We start from the raw sequence: 21073 nt of genomic DNA, 5'->3' as shown, positions 1-21073 counted from the left end.
TGGATGAGCTCCTCTCCGCCCGATCCGCCGGGCGTGAACAAACTACCGTTAGTAAGTTACCAATGGTAATGTTCACGGGGGCCCGCCCTGTCAAGCGCGCCCGCGGCGTTTTCTTCGCCGTGCGCGCCCGGGGGCGCCGGTACGAACCGGGGGCGCCGGTACGAACCGGGGGCGCCGGTGCTGGGATGAGGGCTGCATGGCGGGGACATCGAACAGGCGGCTCTCCAAGGCCGAGCGACGCGAGCAGCTCCTCGCGACGGCGCTCGAGATCGTCCGGGGGGAGGGGACTGACGCCCTGCCGCTCGGGCGCGTGGCGGAGCGCGCCGGCGCCGAGCCGATCGCGGGCGAGCTGCAGAGGCGGCCCGAGCCCGCCCGCTTCCGGAGGCCGCCTACCGGTACACGACCGTCGACCCGGCGGCGATCAAATCCAGCCGGTACGCCTCGCCTTCGCTGCGCGCGGCGAGCTCGCTGATCGGCTCGCGGTAGAACGCGTAGGTCGAATGGTGAATGGGCAGCACGTGTCGCGGCTGAACGGCCCGGGCGAGCGCGACCACGTCCGACGCCCGCATGCTGATCAGCCCGAAAGGCCCGGTCGCGCCCACCCCACCGACATGGGGTACCAGCAGATCCGGCCTACCCCGCGACCGGGCTGCGGCGATCACCTCCTCGGTCGGCATCGAATCGCCCGTCCAGTAGATCGTTCGCCGCCAGCTGCCTTCGGTCAGCTCGACCCAGTATCCGTTTCCCTTGCCGAGAGCCTCGGCGACCTCCGGCTCGGTCGAATGGTGCGCGGGCATGGCGGTGATGATCACTGCGCGCCCTGCGCCAGCAGCCAGCCGCCGCGTGTCTCCCCACTGCATACCGTCCACGCGCCTGAACCCTTTGGCGGTCACCGTCCTCACGTCGGCCATCGGCAGCAGGATGGGCAGCGAACGATCAAGATCAGCCCACGCCTGCTGATCGAAGTGGTCTTCATGGGCATGGCTGAGCAGCACGAGGTCCGCGACCTCGGGGTCGATGCCGCTGAACGGCGTCGACCGATGGTGCTGCACGACCTTCCGGTAGTCCACGGGCTCGTTGGGGTCGCCCATCGAGAAGCTCTCTCCCAGCACCGGATCCGTCAGGATGGTCAGATCGCCGAACGAGATCGCCATCGTCGGCCCCCCGACCCACGTGACGTGGACCACGGGCTCTTGCGCAGGCTCGCTCGACCGGGCCGCGGAGGTGCGGTCAGGCGGCAGCGCGCAGCCTTGCAGCGTCAGCAGCGAAAGAGCCCAGAGAAAGTTGCGCCGAGTAGAAGCCATTCGTCTGCTCCGTGGTGATGACGGGCAAAGCGTAGCGCCTTCAGTTGGGGCAGACGAGATGGACAATCTCGCCGAGACTGACTAAAAAACTTGTTCAATGATCAGCCTCCCGCAGATCCAGGCATTCATCGAGGTCGCACGATCGGGCAGCTTCGCCGCGGCAAGCCAGCACCTATCTTTGCCGCGATCCACGGTGAGCGCGCGGGTGCGTGCCCTGGAAGAGCGCTTGAATGTCCGCCTGCTACATCGAACCACCCGCCGCGTCACGCTGACGGACGAGGGCCGCTCCTACATGGAGCAGTGCGAAGCAGCCATCGACGTGCTCACGAGAGCCGAGAGCCAGCTCACGCGGTCGAACGAGCTCGCCGGCACGATACGGCTCACGGTGCCGCTCGACATGCCCAAGCCGGCATTGGCACGTTTGCTCGGCGCGTTCATCGAGCGGCATCCCGGGATTCGCGTCGAGACCGTGGTCAGCGACGAGCTCCTGAACCTGGTGGCCCACAACATCGACCTCGCCCTGCGTGGCGGCTCCCCCGGCACCCTGGGCGTCGTGGCGCGCAAGCTCGGCGAGGGCGGACTCGCCTTTCATGCCAGCCCCGAGTACATCAAGACGCGGCGCGTCGGGAAGACGCTCGTCCACCTGCACGAGCATGCGATCTACGACCCTGCGCAGCGCCTGCGGAAGCGCGCTCGTTCAAGCGTGCAGCCGGCCCCGCTCTCCACGCGCAATTTCGAGCTCGCAAAGACCTTTGCGCTGCAAGGGCGCGGGATCGCCCTGCTGCCGGAGAGCCTGTGCGCCGAGGAGGTGAGATCCGGCGCCCTGGCGAGGCTGTCCTCCAGCCATCGAGTCCCTGCGCTGCCGCTCTATCTGGTGATGCCTTCGAGAGCCCATGTGCCCGCTCGGGTGCGGGCGCTGGTTGATTTCATCACTGACCCAGGGAATGTGGGCTCCCTCCTTTGAGTCGCCCCTACTCCGCGAGGCTCAGCCCCTGATGGTCGCGCCGTGGATGAGCGCGGCGAGATCGGCGTACTCCACGCCCCGGATCAGCCGGTGAAGGAGCAGGCCAGCCATCCGCGAGAGGGCGCTCGCATCCTACGGAGCCTACGGAGCGAGGCCGTCGTCCAGCGGCTCGCGCTGCATGCGGAACGGCAGCGGCCGCGCTCCGCCCGGGCTCACGGCGCGCACGCCGCGTCCCCAGGCCGCCGGCTCACCCGCAGGGCGCGCAGCCTCCGCCGCAATCCACGCCGGTCTCGCCGGCGTTCATCACCCCGTCGGTACACGAGGGCTCCTGGCACTCGCCCGCCCAGCAGACGCCGCTCTCGCAGCTCGCGCCCGTCCTGCAGCCTTGACCCGCCGCGCAGGGCTGGCAGGGGAACACCCCGCAGTCGACCCCCGTCTCATCCCCGTTCTGCGCGCCGTCCTCGCATGTCGGCGCCGCGCAGAGACCCCCGCCGCAGACCTTGCTCTCGCAATCTGCTCTCGTCCCGCAGGCTTCACCGGCAGCGCATGGGCGGCACGGACCGCCGCAGTCCCTCGCGGTCTCCCCGAGCGCGACATCGACAATGTTGTTCGTGCAATGGGACGGCACACAGACCAAGCCGTCGCACGCTAGGTTATTGGGGCAGTCGTTCATGGTCACGTCGCCATCAAAGCACGCCACGCACGTGCCCACATGGCACATCCTCTGTTGCTCGTCCGGACACTCCGCGCCTTCGGTCAGGGGCTTGTTGACCGGCCCGCCCTCGCCGCAGCTATCGTACGTACACTGCTCGCCGTCGTTGTAGACGTCGGACGGGTCCTCGAGCTCGATAACCTCGCCCGTGACCGTGCACTCCACCCGCCGGCAATCTCCCTTTCGCTGCGAGGCGACCGGCCCGGGGCGGATCTCCACGGTGCACGCGCCCTCCACGCACCGTCCGGCCCCGCACGCGCCGCTCGGCGGCCCAGGGCACTCAGCGTCGCTCTTGCAGCCAGCGTCGACGCCGCCATCAGGCTCGCATGCCGCCGTCCCCGGAGCGCACTCCGCGCACGGCCTGCATGACAGAGGGCAATCCGGATCCGCCGCCTCGCTGGGCGTGCAACAGATATGCTCTTCCGCGTCGACGCACTGGCAACGATCGCCGACGCAGGTCGCTCCGGGGATGTCCTGGTGCTCTGTGTGACAATCGGCGTCGTCCTCGCAGTAGCCTCCCAGAGAAGGAGAATCCCCAGCACAAGAGCCCACGAACCACGCGGCGCCAGCGAGCACCGGCGCGGCGAGCACCACGCGGCGAAATAGCGTATTCATGCGAACAGAGCCTCCGGGCACGACCCTTCGCTCGCCGGAAAAAGAGACCAGCGAGGGTCGCGGACTGCCCTCTACACGGCTCCTCCTATACAGCACCGGAGTCGCAGAAGCGCGTAAGAAATCGACAGAAAGCCCTGCTAAAGGCTGGAAATGTCGAGGGCGTCAACGGAACGTGCTGGAATGCGCGTCGGGCCAGCTTGCTCCGCACTCGTACCAGTCCGCGTTGCACGGCGGCACCGGCTCCTCCGGCTCCGGTGGAGCCGGCACCGGCGCCGCCGCAGTCGCGGGGGCCGTGGGCTCCGGACTCGCGCGGAGCGCGGGCCTCGGGCGGAGGGGGCGTTTCCTCGGGACAGCGTCCAGCTCCCCGGGATCCGGCGCAGCGCGTGCGGCCAGCACGACGACGCGCGGAAGCCGTGCGACAACCGGCGGGCGGGCCGCAGACGGCGAGCCGAGATGGAGCCACCCGAGAAGCGCTGCCGCCGCCGCGAGGACCAGGCCGCCTGCTCCCACGGTGAGCGCGACCCGAGTCCGCCTGTTCCCGGGCGGTGAGGGTGGGCTGTTCGCCTGCGCGCCGGGCGCAGACGCAGTCTCGGTCTCGGTCGAGGTGAAATCGTCGCGCGGCCGCTCCGTCACCTCCTCGATCGCCGGCTCGGGCCGCCGTTCGTGCGGCGTCGCGCCCCCAGACCTCGGGCCTGCCGCGCCCGAAAGCCGCGCCAACCCGTCGGACAGCGGCGCCGGACGCTGCGACCCCCCGCCGCGCGATGCCATCGACGCGCGGCGCACCCCGAGGCCGGCCCCCTGGTCGACCTCGCCTTGCCAGCGACACCAGCCCTCGAGCGCGCCGTGCAGCGCCGCGATGAGCTCCGCCATGTCGCGGTACCGGGCCTCCGGGGCCCTCTCGGTCGCGCGCCTCACGACGCCCGCGACCAGCGGCGGCAAGGGGACGAAGGTCTCGAGCGGCAGCGGCGTCGTGTTCAGGATGCAGCGGACGAGCTCCTCCGGCGCTCGCTCCGCGAACGGCCGGCGCAGCCCGATGAGCTCGTAGAGCACGAGGCCCAACGCGTGGACATCGGTCCGCTCGTCCAGGACCGCGGGCTCCGCGAGCTGCTCGGGCGCTCGGTACGCGGGCGCCGTCGCCGCGTCCGCCGCGCTCAGAACGAAGAGCTGCGCGAGACCCAGGCCGGTGAGCTTGAACGAGCCGTCGTCGAGCAGGATCACGCTCTCGGGGCGGAGATCCCCATGGAAGATCCCCGCGGCGTGCGCGATCTTCAGGACCTCGGCGACCTCGGCGACCTGGGAGAGCGCCCACGGCGGCGTGATGCTCCCGGGGCGCTCCTCGAGGAGGGCGCGCAGCGACCCGCCGTCGCACCGCTCCGTCGCCGCCCAGCAGAACGAGCCCCCGAGGCCGCCGTCGAGGACCAGCGGGACCTCCTCGATGCGCCGGCTCACGGCGCGCAGCCGCTCGAGACCGTCGCGGAACCCGCCGGGCACCGCCTCGCTCAGGTAGAGCAGCGCCTCCCGGCCGTCGCGATCGACGGCGGCATAGACGTCCACACGGCCGAGGCCCTCCAGCCGCTCGACGATCCGGTAGCCCAGCCCAGACCCATCTACCACGCCGCCTCCAGGTGGAGCCGCGTCCCCACCGCGGTCAACCTCGGGCCGCCGCTCTTCGGGGTGCTCCGCGGGTAAAAGGCGTAGATCAGCGTCGCCGTGGCCAGGAGCGCGCCGGCCGTCAGCGCGACCGCGGCGCGCTCCTGGGCGAGCTCCATCGCGCTGTAGGCGCGCTGCGCGCGCTGGAGCTCCAGGCCGGCGATCCGGTAGCCTCCGTGGTTGCGCTCGAGCAGGTCGTCGAACCTGCGCTCGTGCTCGCCCGACCTCGCGAGCAGTACCGCGCCGAGCGTGACGCACCCGGCGGACGCGACGGTGCCCAGCAGGACGAGCCCCGGCGCGGGCCCCGCGCCCGGCGGCGCGCCCGGCTCGGCCCGCGCCGGTGCGCGCGGCGCCGGTGGACGAGGCGCCGCCGCGCCCGGCTCGACCCGCGCCGCTGCCGCTCCGGTGTCCGCCGTCGCGGCGGGATCGAGGACGACCTGGCGCGCGTCGCCCGCGCGCACCTCCACGGTAGCCTCCGTCGCCGCCTCGCCGAGCGCCGCCCGGACGCGGTGCGCGCCGGGCGCGACGAACACCGCGCGGCCGAGCGGCGCCCGCCCCACGGGCCGGCCGTCGACCGACAGCTCCGCGCCCCGGGGCACGGCGAAGGTCAACGCGCCGACCGCCTGCTTCGCCCGCGCGAGATCGAGCGCCCGGCTCTGGTACCGCTCACGTGCGCCGGCGTCCGCCGGCGCCGGCGCCCTCTCCAGACACGCCGTGAGAAACTCGGCCGCGCTGGGCATGTCCCCGATCCGGAACGAGAGCTGCCCGACGTTGCACGCCGCCTTCTCCGACGGTTCGAGTTGCCACAGCTGCAACCACAGGTCGCGCGCCTCCGCGAGCTGGCCCTCCGCGACGGCCCGGTCGGCCGAGCGCTGGAGTCGAGCCTTGGGTCCGCTCGGGGGGGCGTCCGCGCGAGCGGCCAAAGGCACGAGGACCAGCGCCAAGGAGAGCAGCGATCGAACGAGCGCTCGCGAGGGCGTGATGTTCACCAGCAGCTACATACCAAAAACAGATCACGCCGAGGGGAGCTTGCAGGGGGATCCCCAAAAACATTGGGTGAGTGGCAATTTGGATCGCTTTGACGCAATGCTTTGATTCGCAGCCCCGCCCTCTCGCTACCCCAGCAGCCGCTTCCACTGCTCCGACAGCCGCTGCGTCGATACCGGGACAGCCGCCTTCAGCTCGGGCGCGAACAGCGACACCCGCAGCTCCTCGATCAGCCAGCGGAACGACTCCAGCTCTTCCGCGGGAACCCCCTTGTTGAGGAGCGCCTGCTGATGCTTGAGGTAGTCCTGCCAGAACGGCAGCACCTGCGCGGCCTTGGCTTGGTCCTTCTGCGGCCCGTTCGGCAGCCGCTCGAGCCGGATCTGGATGGCGCGCAGGTAGCGCGGCAGGTGCGCGAGCCGGTCGAGCGGGGCGCGCGCGAACATCCCGACCGGCAGCAGGAAGTCGACCTGCGTGCGCACGTCGTCGAGCGCCTGCCTCGGCGAGCCCGGCTTCCCCGCCATCGATCGGAGCATCGACTGCACGCGATCGAGCTCGACGCCGATCTCGCGCGCCATCCCCGAGAGCCTCCCCAGCACGCCCTGCAGCGACCGCCGGCCCTCGTCCAGGCGCGCCTGGAACGCGGCCCGCGTCCTCGGAAACGCCGCGGGATCGCCGAGCTGGAACGCCTCGTCGAGCGCGCGCAGCGCGATCTGCCGGGCGAGGCCGGGCTCGCCCGGGGCCACCTTGGCGCCGAGCCCGCTCACGGCCACGGCGCTGCGCAGCGGTTGCTCGAGCTGGCTCATCTTGCCCCCGATCTGCAGCAGCACGAGCCGCCGCAGCCCGGCGCGCGTCGCCTCGGCGGCCGCCGCCCTCGACGCGAGCACGCGCACCGAGACCGACGTCTCGTTGTCGATCAGCGCCGGATACCCGAACACCTTCTGCCCCCCGGCGTCGACCTGCACGCGATCGGGCAGCGCGTCGATCGCGAACGACGTCAGCCCGTCCCGCTCCAGACCCGCCTTGCCGACCTTCGCCCAGGCCTCGCGCGCCCGGCCGGACAGCCGCTCCTTGAGCTCCCGCAGGTCGCGCCCCTCCCCGATCACCCGGCCATCCTCGCCGATCACGCGGAAATAGAAGCGCAGGTACGGCGGGAGATCCTCGGGTCGGAACGCGTCTGCCGGCACGCGCTCGCCGGTGCGATCCTCGACGGCGGCCGCGAGCGCCGGCCGCATCGGGCCCTGGAACGGCCGGAGATCCGCCGCGATCTCCCGGGCGACCTCCCGGAGCGGTACCAGCGCCTTGCGGAGCGCCTTCGGCAGCGTCTCGAGCAGCAGGGCGATCTTCTCGGCGTGCCACCCGGGGATCATCCACTCGAGCTCGTCCGGAACGGCCTGCGGCAGGAGCACCAGCGGCAGCGACAGCGAGATGCCGTCGTCGTCCTCGCCAGGATCGAAGCGGTACGCGAGCGGCACGGTCGCGCCGTAGAGCTCGAGCGCGTCGGGGAACCGCTCGGGCGTGAGCTCCGCGGCCTCGTCGAGCAGGACGTCGGCGAGCGACAGGAAAAGCACCCGCGGGTCCTGCTCCTCGGCCTCCTTCCGCCACGCCTCGAACGTCTTTCCGCTGTACACCCCCTCGGGCACGCGGCGGTCGAAGAAGAGCTCGAGCGCGTGCTCGTCCGCCAGCATCTCGCTCCTCCGCGCCTTGTCGCGCAGCCGGCTCACCTCCTCGAACAGCCGGCGGTTCGCGTCCATGAACGCCCCGCGCGTCGTGTATTCCTGCCGGACCAGCGCGTGGAGGAGGAAGATCGGGCGCGCGGCCTTCGGATCGATCGTCCCGTAATCGACCCTGCGATCCCGCGCGATCGGCAGCCCGTAGAGCGTCACCTGCTCCTTGGCCATCACCGCCGCCGGCTTCGCGGCCCAGTGAGGATCGCCGTAGCTGCGCTTGCAGAGCGGCCCGGCCGCGGCCTCGATCCACGCGGGATCGAGGGCCGCCGCCATCCGGGCGAAGAGCTGCGATGTCTCGACCAGCTCGGCGGCCATGATCCACGCGGGCGGCTTCTTCGCGAGACCCGAGGACGGGTGGAGCTGAAAGCGCGTCTGCCTCGCGCCGAGGTACACCCGGTGCTCCTGGTTCCACATGCCGATACGGCTGAGCAGTCCGGGCAGGAGCGCGCGGTGGATGGCGTCGCCCTTCGCGGGCGCGCCGTTCGGCGAGAAGCCCATCTCCTTCGTGATGCGGCTGAGCTGCCGGTGCACGTCGGCCCACTCGCGCATGCGGAGGTACGACACGAAATGATCGCGGCACGCCTTCCGGAGCTGGTTCTGCGTCAGCCGGCCCTGCGCGTCCTGGTAAAAGCTCCACAGCTTCAGGAGCCCCACGAAGTCCGACGTCTCGTCCTTGAACTTCCGGTGCGCGTCGTCGGCCTGCTTCTGCGCGGAGAGCGGCCGCTCCCGCGGATCCTGCACCCCGAGCGCGGCGGCGATGATCAGCACCTCGGCGAGCGCCCCCTCGCGCTCGCCCCCCAGGACCATCCGGCCGATCCGCGGGTCGAGCGGCAGCCGCGCGAGCTTCCGGCCGATGTCCGTGAGCGCGCCCGACTCGTCGAGCGCGCCGATCTCCTCGAGGACCCGATAGCCCTCGTCCACGGCGCGCTTCGACGGCGGGTCGAGGAACGGGAAATCCTCGATGGCGCCGAGCCCGAGCGCCTTCATCTGCAGGATCACGCCCGAGAGGCCGACGCGCAGGATCTCCGGATCGGTATAAGCAGGCCTCGCCTGATAGTCCTGCTCGGCGTAGAGCCGGAAGCAGACGCCGCTCTGCACGCGGCCCGCGCGCCCCTTGCGCTGATCGGCGCTCGCGCGCGAGATGGGCTCGATCTGGAGCTGGGTGACGCCCGTGCGGGGGCTGTACCGGTTGACCCGGGCGAGCCCCGCGTCGACCACATACACGATGCCTGGAATGGTGAGCGAGGTCTCCGCCACGTTGGTGGCGAGCACGATCCGCCGTCCCGGGATCGACTGGAACACGCGCTGCTGGTCGCCCTGCGGGAGCCGCCCGTAGAGCGGCAGGAGCGTCGTGTGCGGCAGGCCGTGACGCTCTAGTTCAGCGATCGTGTCATGGATCTCCCGCTCGCCGGGGAGGAAGACGAGGATATCCCCGCGCGGGTCGATCTCGGTGATCTCCTCGACCGTGCTCGCCACCGCGTCGGCGATCTCCGGCTCGCCGCTCTCGGGGGGACGGTGGATGACCTCCACGGGATACGTGCGGCCGGAGACCTCGATGACGGGCGCGCCGTCGAAATAGGCCGCGAACCGGTCGGTCTCGAGCGTGGCAGAGCTGATGATGACGCGGAGATCCGGCCGCCTCGGCAAGAGGCGTTTGAGGTACCCGAGCAAGAAATCGATGTTGAGGCTGCGCTCGTGGGCCTCGTCGATGATGAGCGTGTCGTAGTCCGAGAGCCGCGGATCGCCCTGGATCTCGGCGAGGACGATGCCGTCGGTCATGTACTTGACGTACGTCGCCGGGCTCGTCCTGTCCGAGAAGCGGATCTTGTAGCCGACCTCCTTGCCCAGCTCGACGCCGAGCTCCTTGGCGACGCGGGCCGCGACGCTGGTGGCGGCGATGCGGCGCGGCTGCGTCACGCCGATCCGCGCGTTGAGCCCGCGGCCCATGGCCAGGCAGATCTTGGGGAGCTGCGTGGTCTTGCCCGAGCCGGTCTCGCCCGCGACGATCACCACCGGGTGCGCCTCGATGGCCCGGGCGATGTCGAGCACCCGCGCCGAGATGGGCAGCTCCTCGGGAAAGCGGACCGGGCTCGCGGGCGCGGGCGGCGGTGACGTCTGGACGAAAGGGGCGGCCGGCGCAGGGGAGGATTCGTGCGGAACGCGGGAGCTCACGGTGCGCGAGGGGGTAGCACCTCCCGCCGCGGCGCGCCGTCGAAGCCGTGCGCCCGCGGAGCGCGGCGCCGCGCCGCCCTCGGGAGCGCACGGCTCCGACGGCGCGCCGCCCCTCCGCCGGCGCGCGCGCGCCCTTTCAATCGTCGTCGTCGCCGCCGTCCTCGCACTTCGGGTCGCGGCAGCGGCCTTGGACGATGTCGCGGCACAGCTCGTCGCGCTTCTTCTCGTCCAGGTCGTCGCCGAGCGCGCCGAAGATCAGCTGCATGCGGCACTCGAGCGTGCCCTCGGCGCGCAGGGAGGTGCACGCGTTGAACACGTCCGGCGCCGCCCAGAGCGCGCACATGACCGTGCAGGTCTCGCGATCCGGCACCCGCAGCGGGCAGAGGGCCGCGTAGAGCGTGCAGAGCGTCTCGCACCGCCCGACGCACCCGGCGCCGCCGTCCGGGCCGAGCGGCCCGGCGTCGGTGCAGCCGGCGGGATCGCCCGCCTCCGCCGGCCGGCACGCGGCGTAGCCCGCGGGCGACGGCATCGCCTCGCACACGGTGCAGCACGCCTCGACCGACGGATACTGCGGCGTGAGCTCGCACCGATCCATCGAGGTAACGCAGTGCGTCGAACATTCGTCGATCTCGCAGGGGCCGATCTGCTGCTGCGGCGGCGGCGGCGTGGTCGGCGGCGGCGTGGCCGCCGGCGGGGGCTCGCTGTCCTGGCCGGCGTCGCCGGCGTCGGTCTCCACGCTGCCGCCGTCGGTCGCGAGGGTGCCGCCCTCGCCGCCATCGCCGGGCAGCGGGGCGATGACCTGGCAGCCGGCGAGCCACGCGGCGAGCGTGCAGGCGATCGCGGAGCGCGCCTTCACAACGTCCCCCGCACGCCGATGTAGCCCGGGCCGACCGCCCAGGTGACGTTCGAGGCCGGCGCCCGCGCGCTCTCCAGCCCGAGGGCGACGCCCCCGACGGCCGCGCCGGCGATGGCGAGGCCGAACCCCACGTTCGAGACCCAGCCCAGCGCGTTCGCGCTGCCTCGCGCGCCGTCGGAGCAGCTCGCGGTGCCCTGCCGGCACGCGTCCTCGAGGTCGCTCCGCGCGCCCAGGTAAGCCGCGCCCGCGCCGAGCCCCACCGCGAGCCCGGCGCCCGAGGCGATGAACCCGCCGAGGACCCACGCCGAGGCCTTGCCCGAGGAGCGCTCCGGGGTGAGGGCGACGTCCAGCGTCGTGACCTCCCGCTCCGGGACGTAGACCCGCTGCCGGGCGCCGACATAGCCGTCGGCCTCGACCTCGACCCAGTGGTTGCCCGGATCGATCGGCGACCCTTCCGCGGAGACCTTCACCTCCTGCCCGTCGACCTTGAGCCTGGCGCCGGCGGGGCTCGGCGTGATCCTCACCTTCAGCCGGGGGATGCGCCCGTCGAGCTCGCCGCGCAGGGCCTCGGCGCGGCGCCGCGCCTGCGTGAACGGCCAGGGCTCGCCCGGGGTCGCGCGCGACGAGGCGATCGTCGACGCGAGCTCGCGCGCCTCGCTGAGCCGCCCGATCGCGGCGAGCGTCTTGGCCACCTCGATGGAGGTCGTGGGCACGCAGACCAGGCGCTCGGCGCGCTGGTAGGCGCGGAGCGCCTCCGCGTAGCGCTTCTGGGCGAAGAGCTCGTCGCCCGAGTACACGAGCTCCCGGGCCTCGCTCCGCGCCTTGTCGTCGCCCTCGCCGCCGGCGGGGCCCGCGCCCTCGCCGGCGAGCGCGGGGGAGGCCGCGATCAGCAGGCCGGCGATCATCATCAGGGTCGTGGGGCGGGAGTGCATGGATTTCCCCCGTCAGAATCCGAGATCGCGCCGCGCGCGGTTGCGCGTCGCGACCTTCTTGGCCGGCGGCTCGCCGGAGGCCGCGCGCGCCGCCTGCGCGGCGACCGGCGCCTTGCGCGCGGCCGGCGCCGCGGCCGGGGCCTCGGCCGCGGGCTGGACGTCGGGCTGCGGCGCGCTGGCCGCGGGGCGCGGCGCGCTGGCCGGGGCCTCGGGCTGCGGCGCGCTGGTCGCGCACTGGGCCGCGGGCTCGGCGGCGGGGGCGGCGTGCGCCGCCGGCCCGGCGCCGAGCGTCGCGAGCGACGCGAGGTGCGCCGCCGACGCCGGCGCCGTCCGGGTGACGCCGGCCCACGCCAGGGTGCTCACCCCCATCACGGCGGCCGCCGCCACGGCCCAGGTGCGCGCCCGCGACCGCTGCCGCGGCGAGGTGGCGCCGAGCGTGCCGAACGGCATCAGCGTGGTCACGAGGGACGAGAAGCCTTCGCCCGAGGCGAGGGAGTCGCGCGGGGGCATGATCTCGGTCGGGGCGGGCCGCATGTCGCGCGGCGCGGCGACGGCGGCGTCCAGCGCCTCGAGGACGGCGCGGGCGCTCTGGACGCGGCGCGCCGGGTCCGGCTCGAGCAGCGAGAGGACCCAGGCGTCGATCGCGGGCGGCAGGCCCGGGACGAGCCGGGACGGCGGCGGGGGCGGCCCGCGGTCGATCGCGACCGCCACCGCGGCGATGGTGGCCCCGCCGAACGGGGTCTGTCCGGTCAGGCAGAAGTAGGCCACGACGCCGAGCGCCCAGAGGTCGCTGTGCGGCCCGACCTTCGCGCCGCCCGCCATCTGCTCCGGCGACATGAAGTGCGGCGTCCCCATGATGGCGCCCGTGACCGTGAGCCGCTCGGCCTCCTCGGCGGTGTTCTTGGCGATGCCGAAGTCGAGCACCTTCACGAACGGCTCGCTCTCGCCCGCCACGAGGAAGATGTTCTCGGGCTTGACGTCGCGGTGGACGATGCCGGCCTCGTGCGCCTTGGCCAGCGCGGCGCACGTCTGGCGCAGGATGGTCGCCGTCTCGTCGAGCGAGAGCCGCTTGCGGCGCTCGACGAGGTCGTGGAGCGTCTCGCCCTCGAGGTGCTCCATCACGATGTAGGGGACTCCCTGATCGGTGAACCCCAGGTCGAACACCCGCACCACGTGCGGGCTCTGGATCCGGGCGGCGGCCTCCGCCTCGCGCCGGAGCCGGGTGACGGCGAGCGGGTGATCGGCGTAGATGTCGCGGAGGAATTTGACCGCGACCTGCGTCTTGAGCCCGACGTGCTCGGCGAGCCAGACGCTCCCCATCCCGCCTTGTCCGAGCGCGCGGAGGAGCCGCAGCTGCGGGCCCACCTGCATCCCCGGCAGAGGCGCGCGGTCCGAGCTCGACGGCGCGGTGTGGCACCTTGCCTCAGCTGGGGCGATCAGGCACGGCGATGGCTGTGTGGCCTCACCCATTCCTACCGTCTTGCTCATGCCGGAGGCGGCTTGCATGCGGCGAGCCAGCGTCTCGATTGAACGGTTACAAGGACATGGCCTGGAGTCGGCGTGGCGCATCGTGGCGCGAGGCCGCGCCGCACAGAGCCCTCGTGACAGTTCGCTACAGGCGAGGTTACCGAAGCGGGCGCGCCTCGCGGCGCTCACTTCAATACGGTCGCGCGCATCGCGTCTTGCGGGCAGCGCCACATCGCCGGGAACCGCGACGCCGCTCGGACCGTCACGTCGCCCGGACTCGCGATGTCGCCTGCCGTGCGCTCCGGGCGACCGCGCGCCGTCGCGGCCGGCGCCGGGTGTCGGCGCCAGCAGGGTTCCGTCCATGGATCGCGGCGCCGAACGGATGAGAACGAGCGGCGTTTCCCCGCGAGATCGCCAGAGCGGCGGAGAGGTTTCCACGCGCGCTGCCGGCGCTCCGGGGAGCGGGCGCGGCGCTCTGGCGCGGGCGGGATCGCCCGAGGTGCGATGTCGAGGGCGAGGCGATCGGGCGCCTGTCCGAGCTCGGCGTCGCCGGATGGATGATGGCGAGCAACGTATTTGTGCCGTCGCCGACACCGAGGCCGCGCCGGGGCGCGCACCCCGGAGCCGGGGAGTGTCGAGACAACCGCGCTCGCGCGGCGCTCCCCCGCGCCGGACACGAGGTCACGCGCGGGCGGCGCGCCCGGATCGACGGCGATCTGTCGAGCGGCGGTGACGCGCCCGCGTCGCGAGCGCGGCGCGGGTCGAGCGGGCGAGCGGGCAAGCGGACCACCGCCGGCAGAGCTTGCGCGATCCCGCGGGCGCGGCCGTCGATCAGGGCTTGTGTTGTGCGCGCGAAGCCAGCAGTCTACGCGCAGCGATGCAGCCTCTCTTCCTCTGCTTCCTGGCGGGCGTCGGCCTCCTCGCCGCGGCGTGCGATGCCCCTCCCGCGGAGGCGCCCAAGCCGGTCCAACTCCCGCCCGTGCCCCCGGGCGAGCTCCGCAGCCCGGAGGCGTTCGCGTCGATCCGGGACGACGACGCGCGCGCGGCCTCGCTCTTCCTCGAGGCGAGCAAGGTGCTGCTCCACCCGCGCTGCGTGAACTGCCACCCGCACGACGGCGTCCCGCGCCAGGGCGACGCCGGCGAGCGCCACAGCCCGCCCGTCGAGCGCGGCCCGGCGGATCGCGGGCTCGCGGCGCTGGAGTGCACGTCGTGCCACCAGGTGCAGAACCTCGATTTCGCCCGCGTGCCCGGGGCGCCGGGCTGGCACCTCGCGCCGGCCGAGATGGCCTGGCTCGGCCGCTCGCCCGCGGCGATCTGCGCCCAGATCAAGGATCCGGCGCGCAACGGCAAGAAGACGCTCGCGCAGATCGTCGAGCACTCCGCGCACGACGAGCTGGTCGCGTGGGGGTGGGCGCCCGGGCACGGCCGCACGAAGGCGCCCGGCTCGCAGGCGGCCTTCGGCGCGCTCATCGATGCGTGGGTGAAGGCGGGCGCCGCGTGCCCGCCCGAGGAGTCCCGACCATGATCATCCTGAAGGTGAACGGCGCCGAGCAGAAGCTCGACGTGGATCCGGAGATGCCGCTGCTCTGGGTGCTGCGCGACGTGCTCGGCCTCACGGGGACCAAGTACGGCTGCGGCCAGGCGCTCTGCGGGGCGTGCGTGGTGCACCTCGACGGCGAGACCGTGCGCGCCTGCGTGACGCCGGTGAAGCGCGCCGCCGGCGGCTCGGTGACGACCATCGAGGGGCTCAGCCCGGCCGGCGATCACCCGCTGCAGCGCGCGTGGGTGGAGCTCGGCGTCCCGCAGTGCGGCTTCTGCCAGGCGGGGCAGATCATGAGCGCGGCCGCGCTCTTGCGGAAGAACCCGCGCCCCTCGAACGACGACATCGACAAGTCGCTCGCCGGCAACATCTGCCGGTGCGGCACGTACACGCGCATCCGCGCCGCGGTCCGCAAGGCCGCCGGCCTGCCCACGGAGTGAAGATGGAACAGCAACGCGTCGTCCTCCTCCGCCGCTCCTTCCTCGCGGGGCTCGGGCTCGCGATGGGCGGGCTCGCGCTCGGGCTCGCCGAGGGCGACGCCGAGGCCGCGCCGCCGTCTTCCACGCTGCCGCAAGAGCCGGGGCTCCGGACCGGGGTGTTCCTCCACATCGCGACCGACGGCACGGTGTCGATCGTCTGCCACCGGTCGGAGATGGGGCAGGGGATCCGCAGCTCGCTGCCGGTCCTCGTCGCCGACGAGCTAGGCGCCGACATGGCGCGGGTGAAGATCGTGCAGGGCGACGGCGACAAGGCCTACGGCGATCAGAACACCGACGGCTCGCGCAGCGTGCGCAACGGTTACGAGCCGATGCGGCGCGTGGGCGCGACGGCGCGCGCCATGCTGGTCGCGGCCGCGGCGAAGAAGTGGCGCGTGCCCGCCGCCGAGTGCGTGGCCGAGCAGCACGCCGTCCACCACGCGAAGTCGAAGCGCTCGCTCGACTTCCGCGAGCTCGTGGCCGACGCGGCGAAGCTCCCGGTGCCCGACGCGAAGACCGTCGCGCTCCGCCCGGTCGCCGAGCTGAAGCGCGTCGGCGGCCCGCTCCCGCTGCTCGACGGGCCGGCCATCGTGACGGGCGCCGCGCAGTTCGGCGCGGACGTACGCCTGCCGGGCATGCTCACCGCGGTCATCGCGCGCCCGCCGGTCGTGGGGGGCAAGGTGGCGCGGTACGACGGGGCGCGGGCGCTGGCCGTGCCGGGCGTGAAGAAGCTCGTGGATCTGCCGGGCCCGACGGGCGGCGCGGTGGGGTTTCAGCCGCTCGGCGGGGTCGCGGTCGTGGCGGACTCGACGTGGGCCGCGATGCGCGGCCGCGCGGCGCTGCAAATCGAGTGGGATCACGGCGCGAACGCGGCGTACGACTCGGCGAGCTACCGCCAGGCGCTCTCGGCGGCGGTGCGGGCGCCGGGCAAGGTGGTGCGCAAGGTCGGCGACGTGGACGGGGCGTTCGCGAAGGCGGCGCGCACGATCGAGGCCGAGTACTACGTGCCGCACCTGGCGCACGCGGCCATGGAGCCGCCGTCCGCGGTGGCGCGGGTCGACGCGAACGGCTGCGAGGTGTGGGCGCCGACGCAGAACCCGCAGGCGGCGCGGACCGAGGTGGCGCGGGCGCTCGGCGTCGGCGAGGACAAGGTCGCGGTGCACGTGACGTTCCTCGGCGGCGGCTTCGGCCGGAAGTCGAAGCCGGACTACTGCGCCGAGGCGGCGCTGCTCGCGCGCGCCGTGGGCGCGCCGGTGCGGGTGCAGTGGACCCGCGAGGACGACGTGCAGAGCGGGTATTTCCACAGCGTGAGCGCGCAGTACCTCAAGGCGGGGCTCGACGCGGACGGCAAGGTGAGCGCCTGGCTGCACCGGACGGCGTTTCCGCCGATCCCGTCGACGTTCGACGGGAAGGTGAAGACCCCGAGCGAGGGCGAGCTCGGCCTCGGCGTGCTCGACCTCGCGCTCGCGTCCCCGAACGTCCGCGCCGAGGCGTGCGACGCGCCGGCGCACGTCCGGATCGGCTGGCTCCGGTCGGTCTGCAACATCTTCCACGCCTTCGCGGTGCAGAGCTTCATCGACGAGATCGCCCACGCGCGGCAGGCCGATCCGCGCGAGGTGCTGCTCGAGGTGCTCGGCCCGGCCCGGCAGGCGTCGCCGGCCGAGCTGGGGGTCGAGAAGGTCCCGAACTACGGGGCGCCGATCGAGCAGCACCCGGTCGATGTGGGCCGGCTGCGGCACGTCATCGAGCGCGTGACGGAGATCTCGGGGTGGGCCGCCGCGCGCAAGGCGGGCCGCGCGGTGGGCCTCGCCGCGCACCGGAGCTTCCTCACCTACGTGGCGGTGGTCGCCGCGGTGTCGAAGGACGCGCTCGGCAAGGTGCAGGTCGACGAGGTGTGGCTCGTCGCCGACCCCGGCACGGTCGTCAACCTGGATCGCGTGCGCTCGCAGATGGAGGGCGCGGTCGTCTTCGGGATGAGCATCGCGCTCCACGGCGCCATCACGGTGAAGGGCGGGGCGGTCGAGCAGACGAACTTCCGCGACTACCCCGTGGTGCGGAGCACGGAGGTGCCGAAGCGCGTCCACGTGGAGATCGTGAAGAGCGACGCGCCGCCCGGCGGCGTCGGGGAGCCCGGGGTGCCGCCGGTGGCGCCCGCGATCGCGAACGCGGTGTTCGCCCTGACCAAGACGCGCGCGCGGGAGCTCCCGCTGCGGCGTTTGGGGCTGTGACGGGGGCGGCCGTGGCCGCCCTTCTCCTGGAACGGTCCTATCCCGCGGCAGCGCAGCGCGCCGCGGCTACGACGTCCCCGTCTTGCCCTGCTGATAGATGTCCTTGACGTTGATCTCCATGAACCTCTCCGGCTTCTCGAGCGGCGTGAAGCCGAACTGCCGGTAGAGCCCGTGCGCGTCCGCGGTGGCGAGCAACGTCCGCCGCAGCCGGAGCTGGCCTAGGGCCTCGCTGACGTGGGCCATCAGCGCTTTGCCGTACCCTTTTCGTTGCTCCGCCTCGACGATGAACACGTCGGCCAGGTACGCGAACGTCGCCTGGTCGGTGATCACCCGGGCGAAGCCGATCTGCGCGCCGCCCTTGTAAGCGCCGAAGCAGAGCGAGCCCTCGATCGCCCTCTCGACCACGTCCCGGGGGATGCCCTTGCTCCAGTACGCAGCGGCGAGGACGGCGTGGATGAGCGCGCGGTCGAGGCGCGACTTGTCCGACGAGATGACGAGCTCTTCGCTTGCCTGGTGGTCCACTCCGTCGATCCTCCGTTGTGCGTGCGAGCTGCGGGGCCTCACCCTCGCGGCCTCGTCCGCGATCTCTGAAGCCGTCGCCTCGCGGCAGGCAATCCGAGGCGCCGGCCGGCGTCAAGGACGGGCCCGCCGAGCGGGCTGCGCTGCGCGCGCTCATGGACGATGCCGCCGCCCGCGTGCGACGTTGCCCGCGAACACGGGGGAAGAAGCATGCTCACGCTCCTCGGGGTCGCGGTCGTGGTCGTCGGCTTTGTCGTCCGGATCCATCCGCTGCTGGTCGTCGCCGCGGCCGCCGTCGTGACCAGCCTCTCGGCCGGGATGAGCCTTGTCCAGGGGATCTCCGCCCTGGGCAAGGCCTTCAACGACAACCGCTATGTCAGCCTCGTCTGGCTGGTCTTGCCGGTCATCGGCCTCCTGGAGCGCTCCGGGCTCCAGGAGCGGGCGCGCGCGCTGGTCTCGCGGGTGAAGACCGCCACGACCGGCCGCCTCCTGCTCGCGTATTTCATGATCCGGCAGCTCAGCGCGGCCCTCGGCCTGACCTCGCTGGGCGGCCACGCGCAGATGGTCCGGCCGCTGATCGCGCCCATGGCCGAGGCCGCCGCCGAGAACCGGCACGGGCCGCTGCCGGACGCGGCGCGCTTCCGGATCCGCGCCGCGGCGGCGGCGGCCGACAACGTGGCGCTGTTCTTCGGCGAGGACATCTTCCTCGCCATCGCGTCGATCCTGCTGATCAAGGGGTTCCTCGAGCAGAACGGGATCCTCGTCGAGCCGCTCCAGCTGTCGGTCTGGGCGATCCCCACGGCGATCCTGGCGCTCTTGGTCCACGGGACACGGCTCCTCCTGCTCGACCGGCGGCTCCGGCGCGAGCTCCCCCGCGCGGACGGCGGCGAGGCGCGCGAATGATCACCCTCGACGTCGGCTATGTCGCGGCAGGCCTGTTCTTCGCGGCGGCGTCCGCCCTGAGCGCGGCCGACCGCGAGAGCCCGAAGCGCTGGAAGAACGCCCTCTTCTGGGGCCTCCTCGCGACGAGCTTCCTCTTCGGCGCGCGCCTCGGGGATCTCGCGAACGGCGTCCTCGCGATCGCGCTCGTCCTCCTGGCCGGCGTCGGGGGCCTGGGCCAGGGCCGCCCCGCCACGACGACGCCCGCGGAGCGGCGCGCGAGCGCCGAGCGGCGCGGGGATCGCCTGTTCGTCCCGGCGCTGATCATCCCGGCGACCGCCCTCCTCGGCGCGCTGGTCCTCCGGCGGGTCGAGATCCACGGATCTCCCTTGCTCCATCCTGGCCAGGCCACGCTGATCTCGCTGGCGCTCGGCGTGGTGCTGGCGCTCGCGATCACGGTGGCGTGGCTGCGCCCGCCGCTGCTCGCCCCGCTGCAGGAGGGCCGGCGCCTGCTCGACACCGTGGGCTGGGCGGCGATCTTGCCCCAGATGCTGGCCGCGCTCGGGGTCGTGTTCGCGGCCGCGGGCGTCGGCGACGTGGTCGGGGGGCTCGCCGGGAGCGCGCTCCCCCTCGGCGGCCGCCTCGCCGCGGTGGCGGCCTACACCGTGGGCATGGCGGTGTTCACGGTGGTCATGGGGAACGCGTTCGCGGCCTTTCCGGTCATGACCGCGGCCGTGGGATTGCCCCTGATCGTGCGCCGGCTCGGCGGCGATCCGGCGGTGGTGAGCGCCATCGGCATGCTGTCCGGCTTCTGCGGGACGCTGATGACCCCCATGGCCGCCAACTTCAACATCGTGCCCGCGGCCCTGCTCGAGCTGCCCGACCGCGACGGCGTGATCAAGGCCCAGCTCCCCACCGCGCTGCTCCTCCTGGTCGGGAACACGCTCCTCATGTACCTGCTCGCCTTCCGGCGCTGAGGTTCTATCCATGGCACACGTGCTCACACCGGACATCGCCTCGCGTCTCGCCTCCATCGCGCTCGGGCACGTGACGCGGGAGTATCCGAACAAGCTCGATCACGTCATGTCCGGCCCCGAGGACGTGAAGGGCCCGCGCGACCTGCACCCCATCTTCTACGGCAGCTTCGACTGGCACTCGTGCGTGCACGGCCACTGGCTCCTCGCGCGGGTGTACCGCCTCTTCCCCGGCGCGCCCGGCGCGGCGGCGATCCGCGCGCTCCTGGAAGCCCAGCTCACGCCCGGCAAGGTCGCCGCCGAGCTCGACTATCTCCGGCGGCCGGCGAGCCGCGGCTTCGAGCGGCCGTACGGGTGGGCGTGGCTGCTCCTGCTCGCGGCCGAGCTCGCGCGCTGCGGCACCGACGAGGGCCGGCGGTGGTCGGCCGCGCTGGCCCCGCTCGGCGACGCGTTCGCCGAGCGGCTCCTCGAGTACCTGCCCCGGGCCACGTACCCGGTCCGCGCCGGCGCGCACACGAACAGCGCCTTCGCCCTCGCGCTCGCGCTGGAGTACGCCGCCGTGAAGGGCGATGAGCGGCTCGCGCGGCGCTGCGCCGAGTCCGCACTGGCGTGGTACGGCCGCGACGCGGACTGCCAGGCGTGGGAGCCCTCGCAGGACGATTTCCTCTCGCCCGCCCTCATGGAGGCCGAGTGCATGCGCCGGGTCCTGCCCGGACCGGAGTTCCGCGGCTGGTTCGCGCGGTTCCTCCCGCGCGCGGCGGAGGGCGAGCCCACGACCCTGTTCGCGCCGGCGACGGTCAGCGACCGCAGCGACGGCAAGATCGCCCACCTCGACGGGCTGAACCTGAGCCGCGCCTTCTGCTGGCGCTCGCTCGCCGCGGCCCTGCCCGAAGGCGATCCGGTCCGCGCCCTCGCCCTCGACGCGGCCGAGCGGCACCTCGACGCCAGCCTGCCGCACGTGGCCGGCGATACCATGGGCGAGCACTGGCTCGCGAGCTTCGCCCTCCTCGCGCTGGGCGCCGGGGCGGAGTGACGCGCTACGGGGCTGCGCTGCGCGGCGCCTGCTTGGCG

Annotated in this window: 16 protein-coding genes; 7 read left to right on the top strand and 9 right to left on the bottom strand. The window is 73.0% G+C overall.

Features of this window, described 5'->3' with window-relative positions:
- Nucleotides 1-389 precede the first annotated feature (389 nt).
- Complete coding sequence (locus WME83_RS37900) at nucleotides 390-1304, bottom strand: MBL fold metallo-hydrolase (protein ID WP_437314575.1); 915 nt, start codon at nucleotides 1302-1304, stop codon at nucleotides 390-392.
- Nucleotides 1305-1401: 97 nt separating this feature from the next.
- On the opposite strand from WME83_RS37900, the gene WME83_RS37895 reads away from it, so the two are divergent.
- Nucleotides 1402-2268: a LysR family transcriptional regulator gene (locus WME83_RS37895; protein WP_437314574.1), complete on the top strand. Its 867-nt coding sequence runs from the start codon at nucleotides 1402-1404 to the stop codon at nucleotides 2266-2268.
- A 247-nt stretch (nucleotides 2269-2515) separates the two neighbouring features.
- Here the strand turns inward: WME83_RS37895 and WME83_RS37890 are convergent, their stop codons facing one another.
- The 7 genes from WME83_RS37890 to WME83_RS37860 form a co-directional block, all read right to left on the bottom strand.
- Nucleotides 2516-3199: a hypothetical protein gene (locus WME83_RS37890; RefSeq protein WP_437314573.1), complete on the bottom strand. Its 684-nt coding sequence runs from the start codon at nucleotides 3197-3199 to the stop codon at nucleotides 2516-2518.
- 558 nt (nucleotides 3200-3757) lie between these two features.
- Nucleotides 3758-5209 (bottom strand): serine/threonine-protein kinase, encoded by a 1452-nt coding sequence (locus WME83_RS37885; protein ID WP_437314572.1) that lies wholly within the window; start codon nucleotides 5207-5209, stop codon nucleotides 3758-3760.
- Entirely contained in the window at nucleotides 5203-6234 is a 1032-nt protein-coding gene (locus tag WME83_RS37880) for a hypothetical protein (RefSeq protein WP_437314571.1), read from the bottom strand. Before WME83_RS37880 ends, WME83_RS37885 begins: the two co-directional genes overlap by 7 nt.
- A 126-nt stretch (nucleotides 6235-6360) precedes the next feature.
- Nucleotides 6361-10131: an ATP-dependent RNA helicase HrpA gene (hrpA, locus tag WME83_RS37875; RefSeq protein ID WP_437314570.1), complete on the bottom strand. Its 3771-nt coding sequence runs from the start codon at nucleotides 10129-10131 to the stop codon at nucleotides 6361-6363.
- Between the two features lie 136 nt (nucleotides 10132-10267).
- Nucleotides 10268-10987, bottom strand: a complete 720-nt coding sequence (locus WME83_RS37870; RefSeq protein ID WP_437314569.1) for a hypothetical protein — start codon at nucleotides 10985-10987, stop codon at nucleotides 10268-10270.
- Nucleotides 10984-11919 carry a PEGA domain-containing protein gene (locus WME83_RS37865; RefSeq protein ID WP_437314568.1) on the bottom strand — a complete coding sequence of 312 codons (936 nt, stop codon included), beginning with the start codon at nucleotides 11917-11919 and terminating at the stop codon, nucleotides 10984-10986. Before WME83_RS37865 ends, WME83_RS37870 begins: the two co-directional genes overlap by 4 nt.
- Nucleotides 11920-11931: 12 nt before the next feature.
- The gene (locus WME83_RS37860; protein WP_437314567.1) at nucleotides 11932-13290 is read right to left on the bottom strand and encodes a serine/threonine-protein kinase; all 1359 of its coding nucleotides are present in this window, start codon (nucleotides 13288-13290) and stop codon (nucleotides 11932-11934) included.
- A 973-nt stretch (nucleotides 13291-14263) separates the two neighbouring features.
- Between WME83_RS37860 and WME83_RS37855 the strand changes: the two genes are divergently transcribed.
- The 3 genes from WME83_RS37855 to WME83_RS37845 are packed head-to-tail and all read left to right on the top strand — an operon-like array spanning nucleotide 14264 to nucleotide 17630.
- Nucleotides 14264-14911 carry an Isoquinoline 1-oxidoreductase subunit gene (locus WME83_RS37855; protein WP_437314566.1) on the top strand — a complete coding sequence of 216 codons (648 nt, stop codon included), beginning with the start codon at nucleotides 14264-14266 and terminating at the stop codon, nucleotides 14909-14911.
- Entirely contained in the window at nucleotides 14908-15366 is a 459-nt protein-coding gene (locus WME83_RS37850; RefSeq protein WP_129578666.1) for a (2Fe-2S)-binding protein, read from the top strand. Before WME83_RS37855 ends, WME83_RS37850 begins: the two co-directional genes overlap by 4 nt.
- 2 nt (nucleotides 15367-15368) lie before the next feature.
- Nucleotides 15369-17630 (top strand): molybdopterin cofactor-binding domain-containing protein, encoded by a 2262-nt coding sequence (locus WME83_RS37845; RefSeq protein ID WP_437314565.1) that lies wholly within the window; start codon nucleotides 15369-15371, stop codon nucleotides 17628-17630.
- Nucleotides 17631-17696: 66 nt separating this feature from the next.
- Here the strand turns inward: WME83_RS37845 and WME83_RS37840 are convergent, their stop codons facing one another.
- A complete protein-coding gene (locus tag WME83_RS37840) occupies nucleotides 17697-18152 on the bottom strand; it encodes a GNAT family N-acetyltransferase (protein ID WP_437314564.1) in 456 nt (151 codons plus the stop codon).
- Nucleotides 18153-18359: 207 nt separating this feature from the next.
- On the opposite strand from WME83_RS37840, the gene WME83_RS37835 reads away from it, so the two are divergent.
- From WME83_RS37835 to WME83_RS37825, 3 genes are read left to right on the top strand one after another with little or no spacing between them, the layout of a single operon-like run.
- Entirely contained in the window at nucleotides 18360-19052 is a 693-nt protein-coding gene (locus WME83_RS37835) for a DUF969 domain-containing protein (RefSeq protein WP_437314563.1), read from the top strand.
- Nucleotides 19049-20005 carry a DUF979 domain-containing protein gene (locus WME83_RS37830; RefSeq protein ID WP_437314562.1) on the top strand — a complete coding sequence of 319 codons (957 nt, stop codon included), beginning with the start codon at nucleotides 19049-19051 and terminating at the stop codon, nucleotides 20003-20005. The genes WME83_RS37835 and WME83_RS37830 overlap by 4 nt, the downstream gene beginning before the upstream one ends.
- A gap of 10 nt (nucleotides 20006-20015) precedes the next feature.
- Nucleotides 20016-21035, top strand: a complete 1020-nt coding sequence (locus WME83_RS37825; RefSeq protein WP_437314561.1) for a DUF2891 domain-containing protein — start codon at nucleotides 20016-20018, stop codon at nucleotides 21033-21035.
- The last annotated feature ends 38 nt before the right edge of the window (nucleotides 21036-21073 follow it).

Source organism: Sorangium sp. So ce385 (genome assembly GCF_051474135.1).
GTDB classification, from domain to species: Bacteria; Myxococcota_A; Polyangia; order Polyangiales; family Polyangiaceae; genus Sorangium; species Sorangium cellulosum_D.
This window is presented reverse-complemented; position numbering and strand designations above follow the sequence as displayed.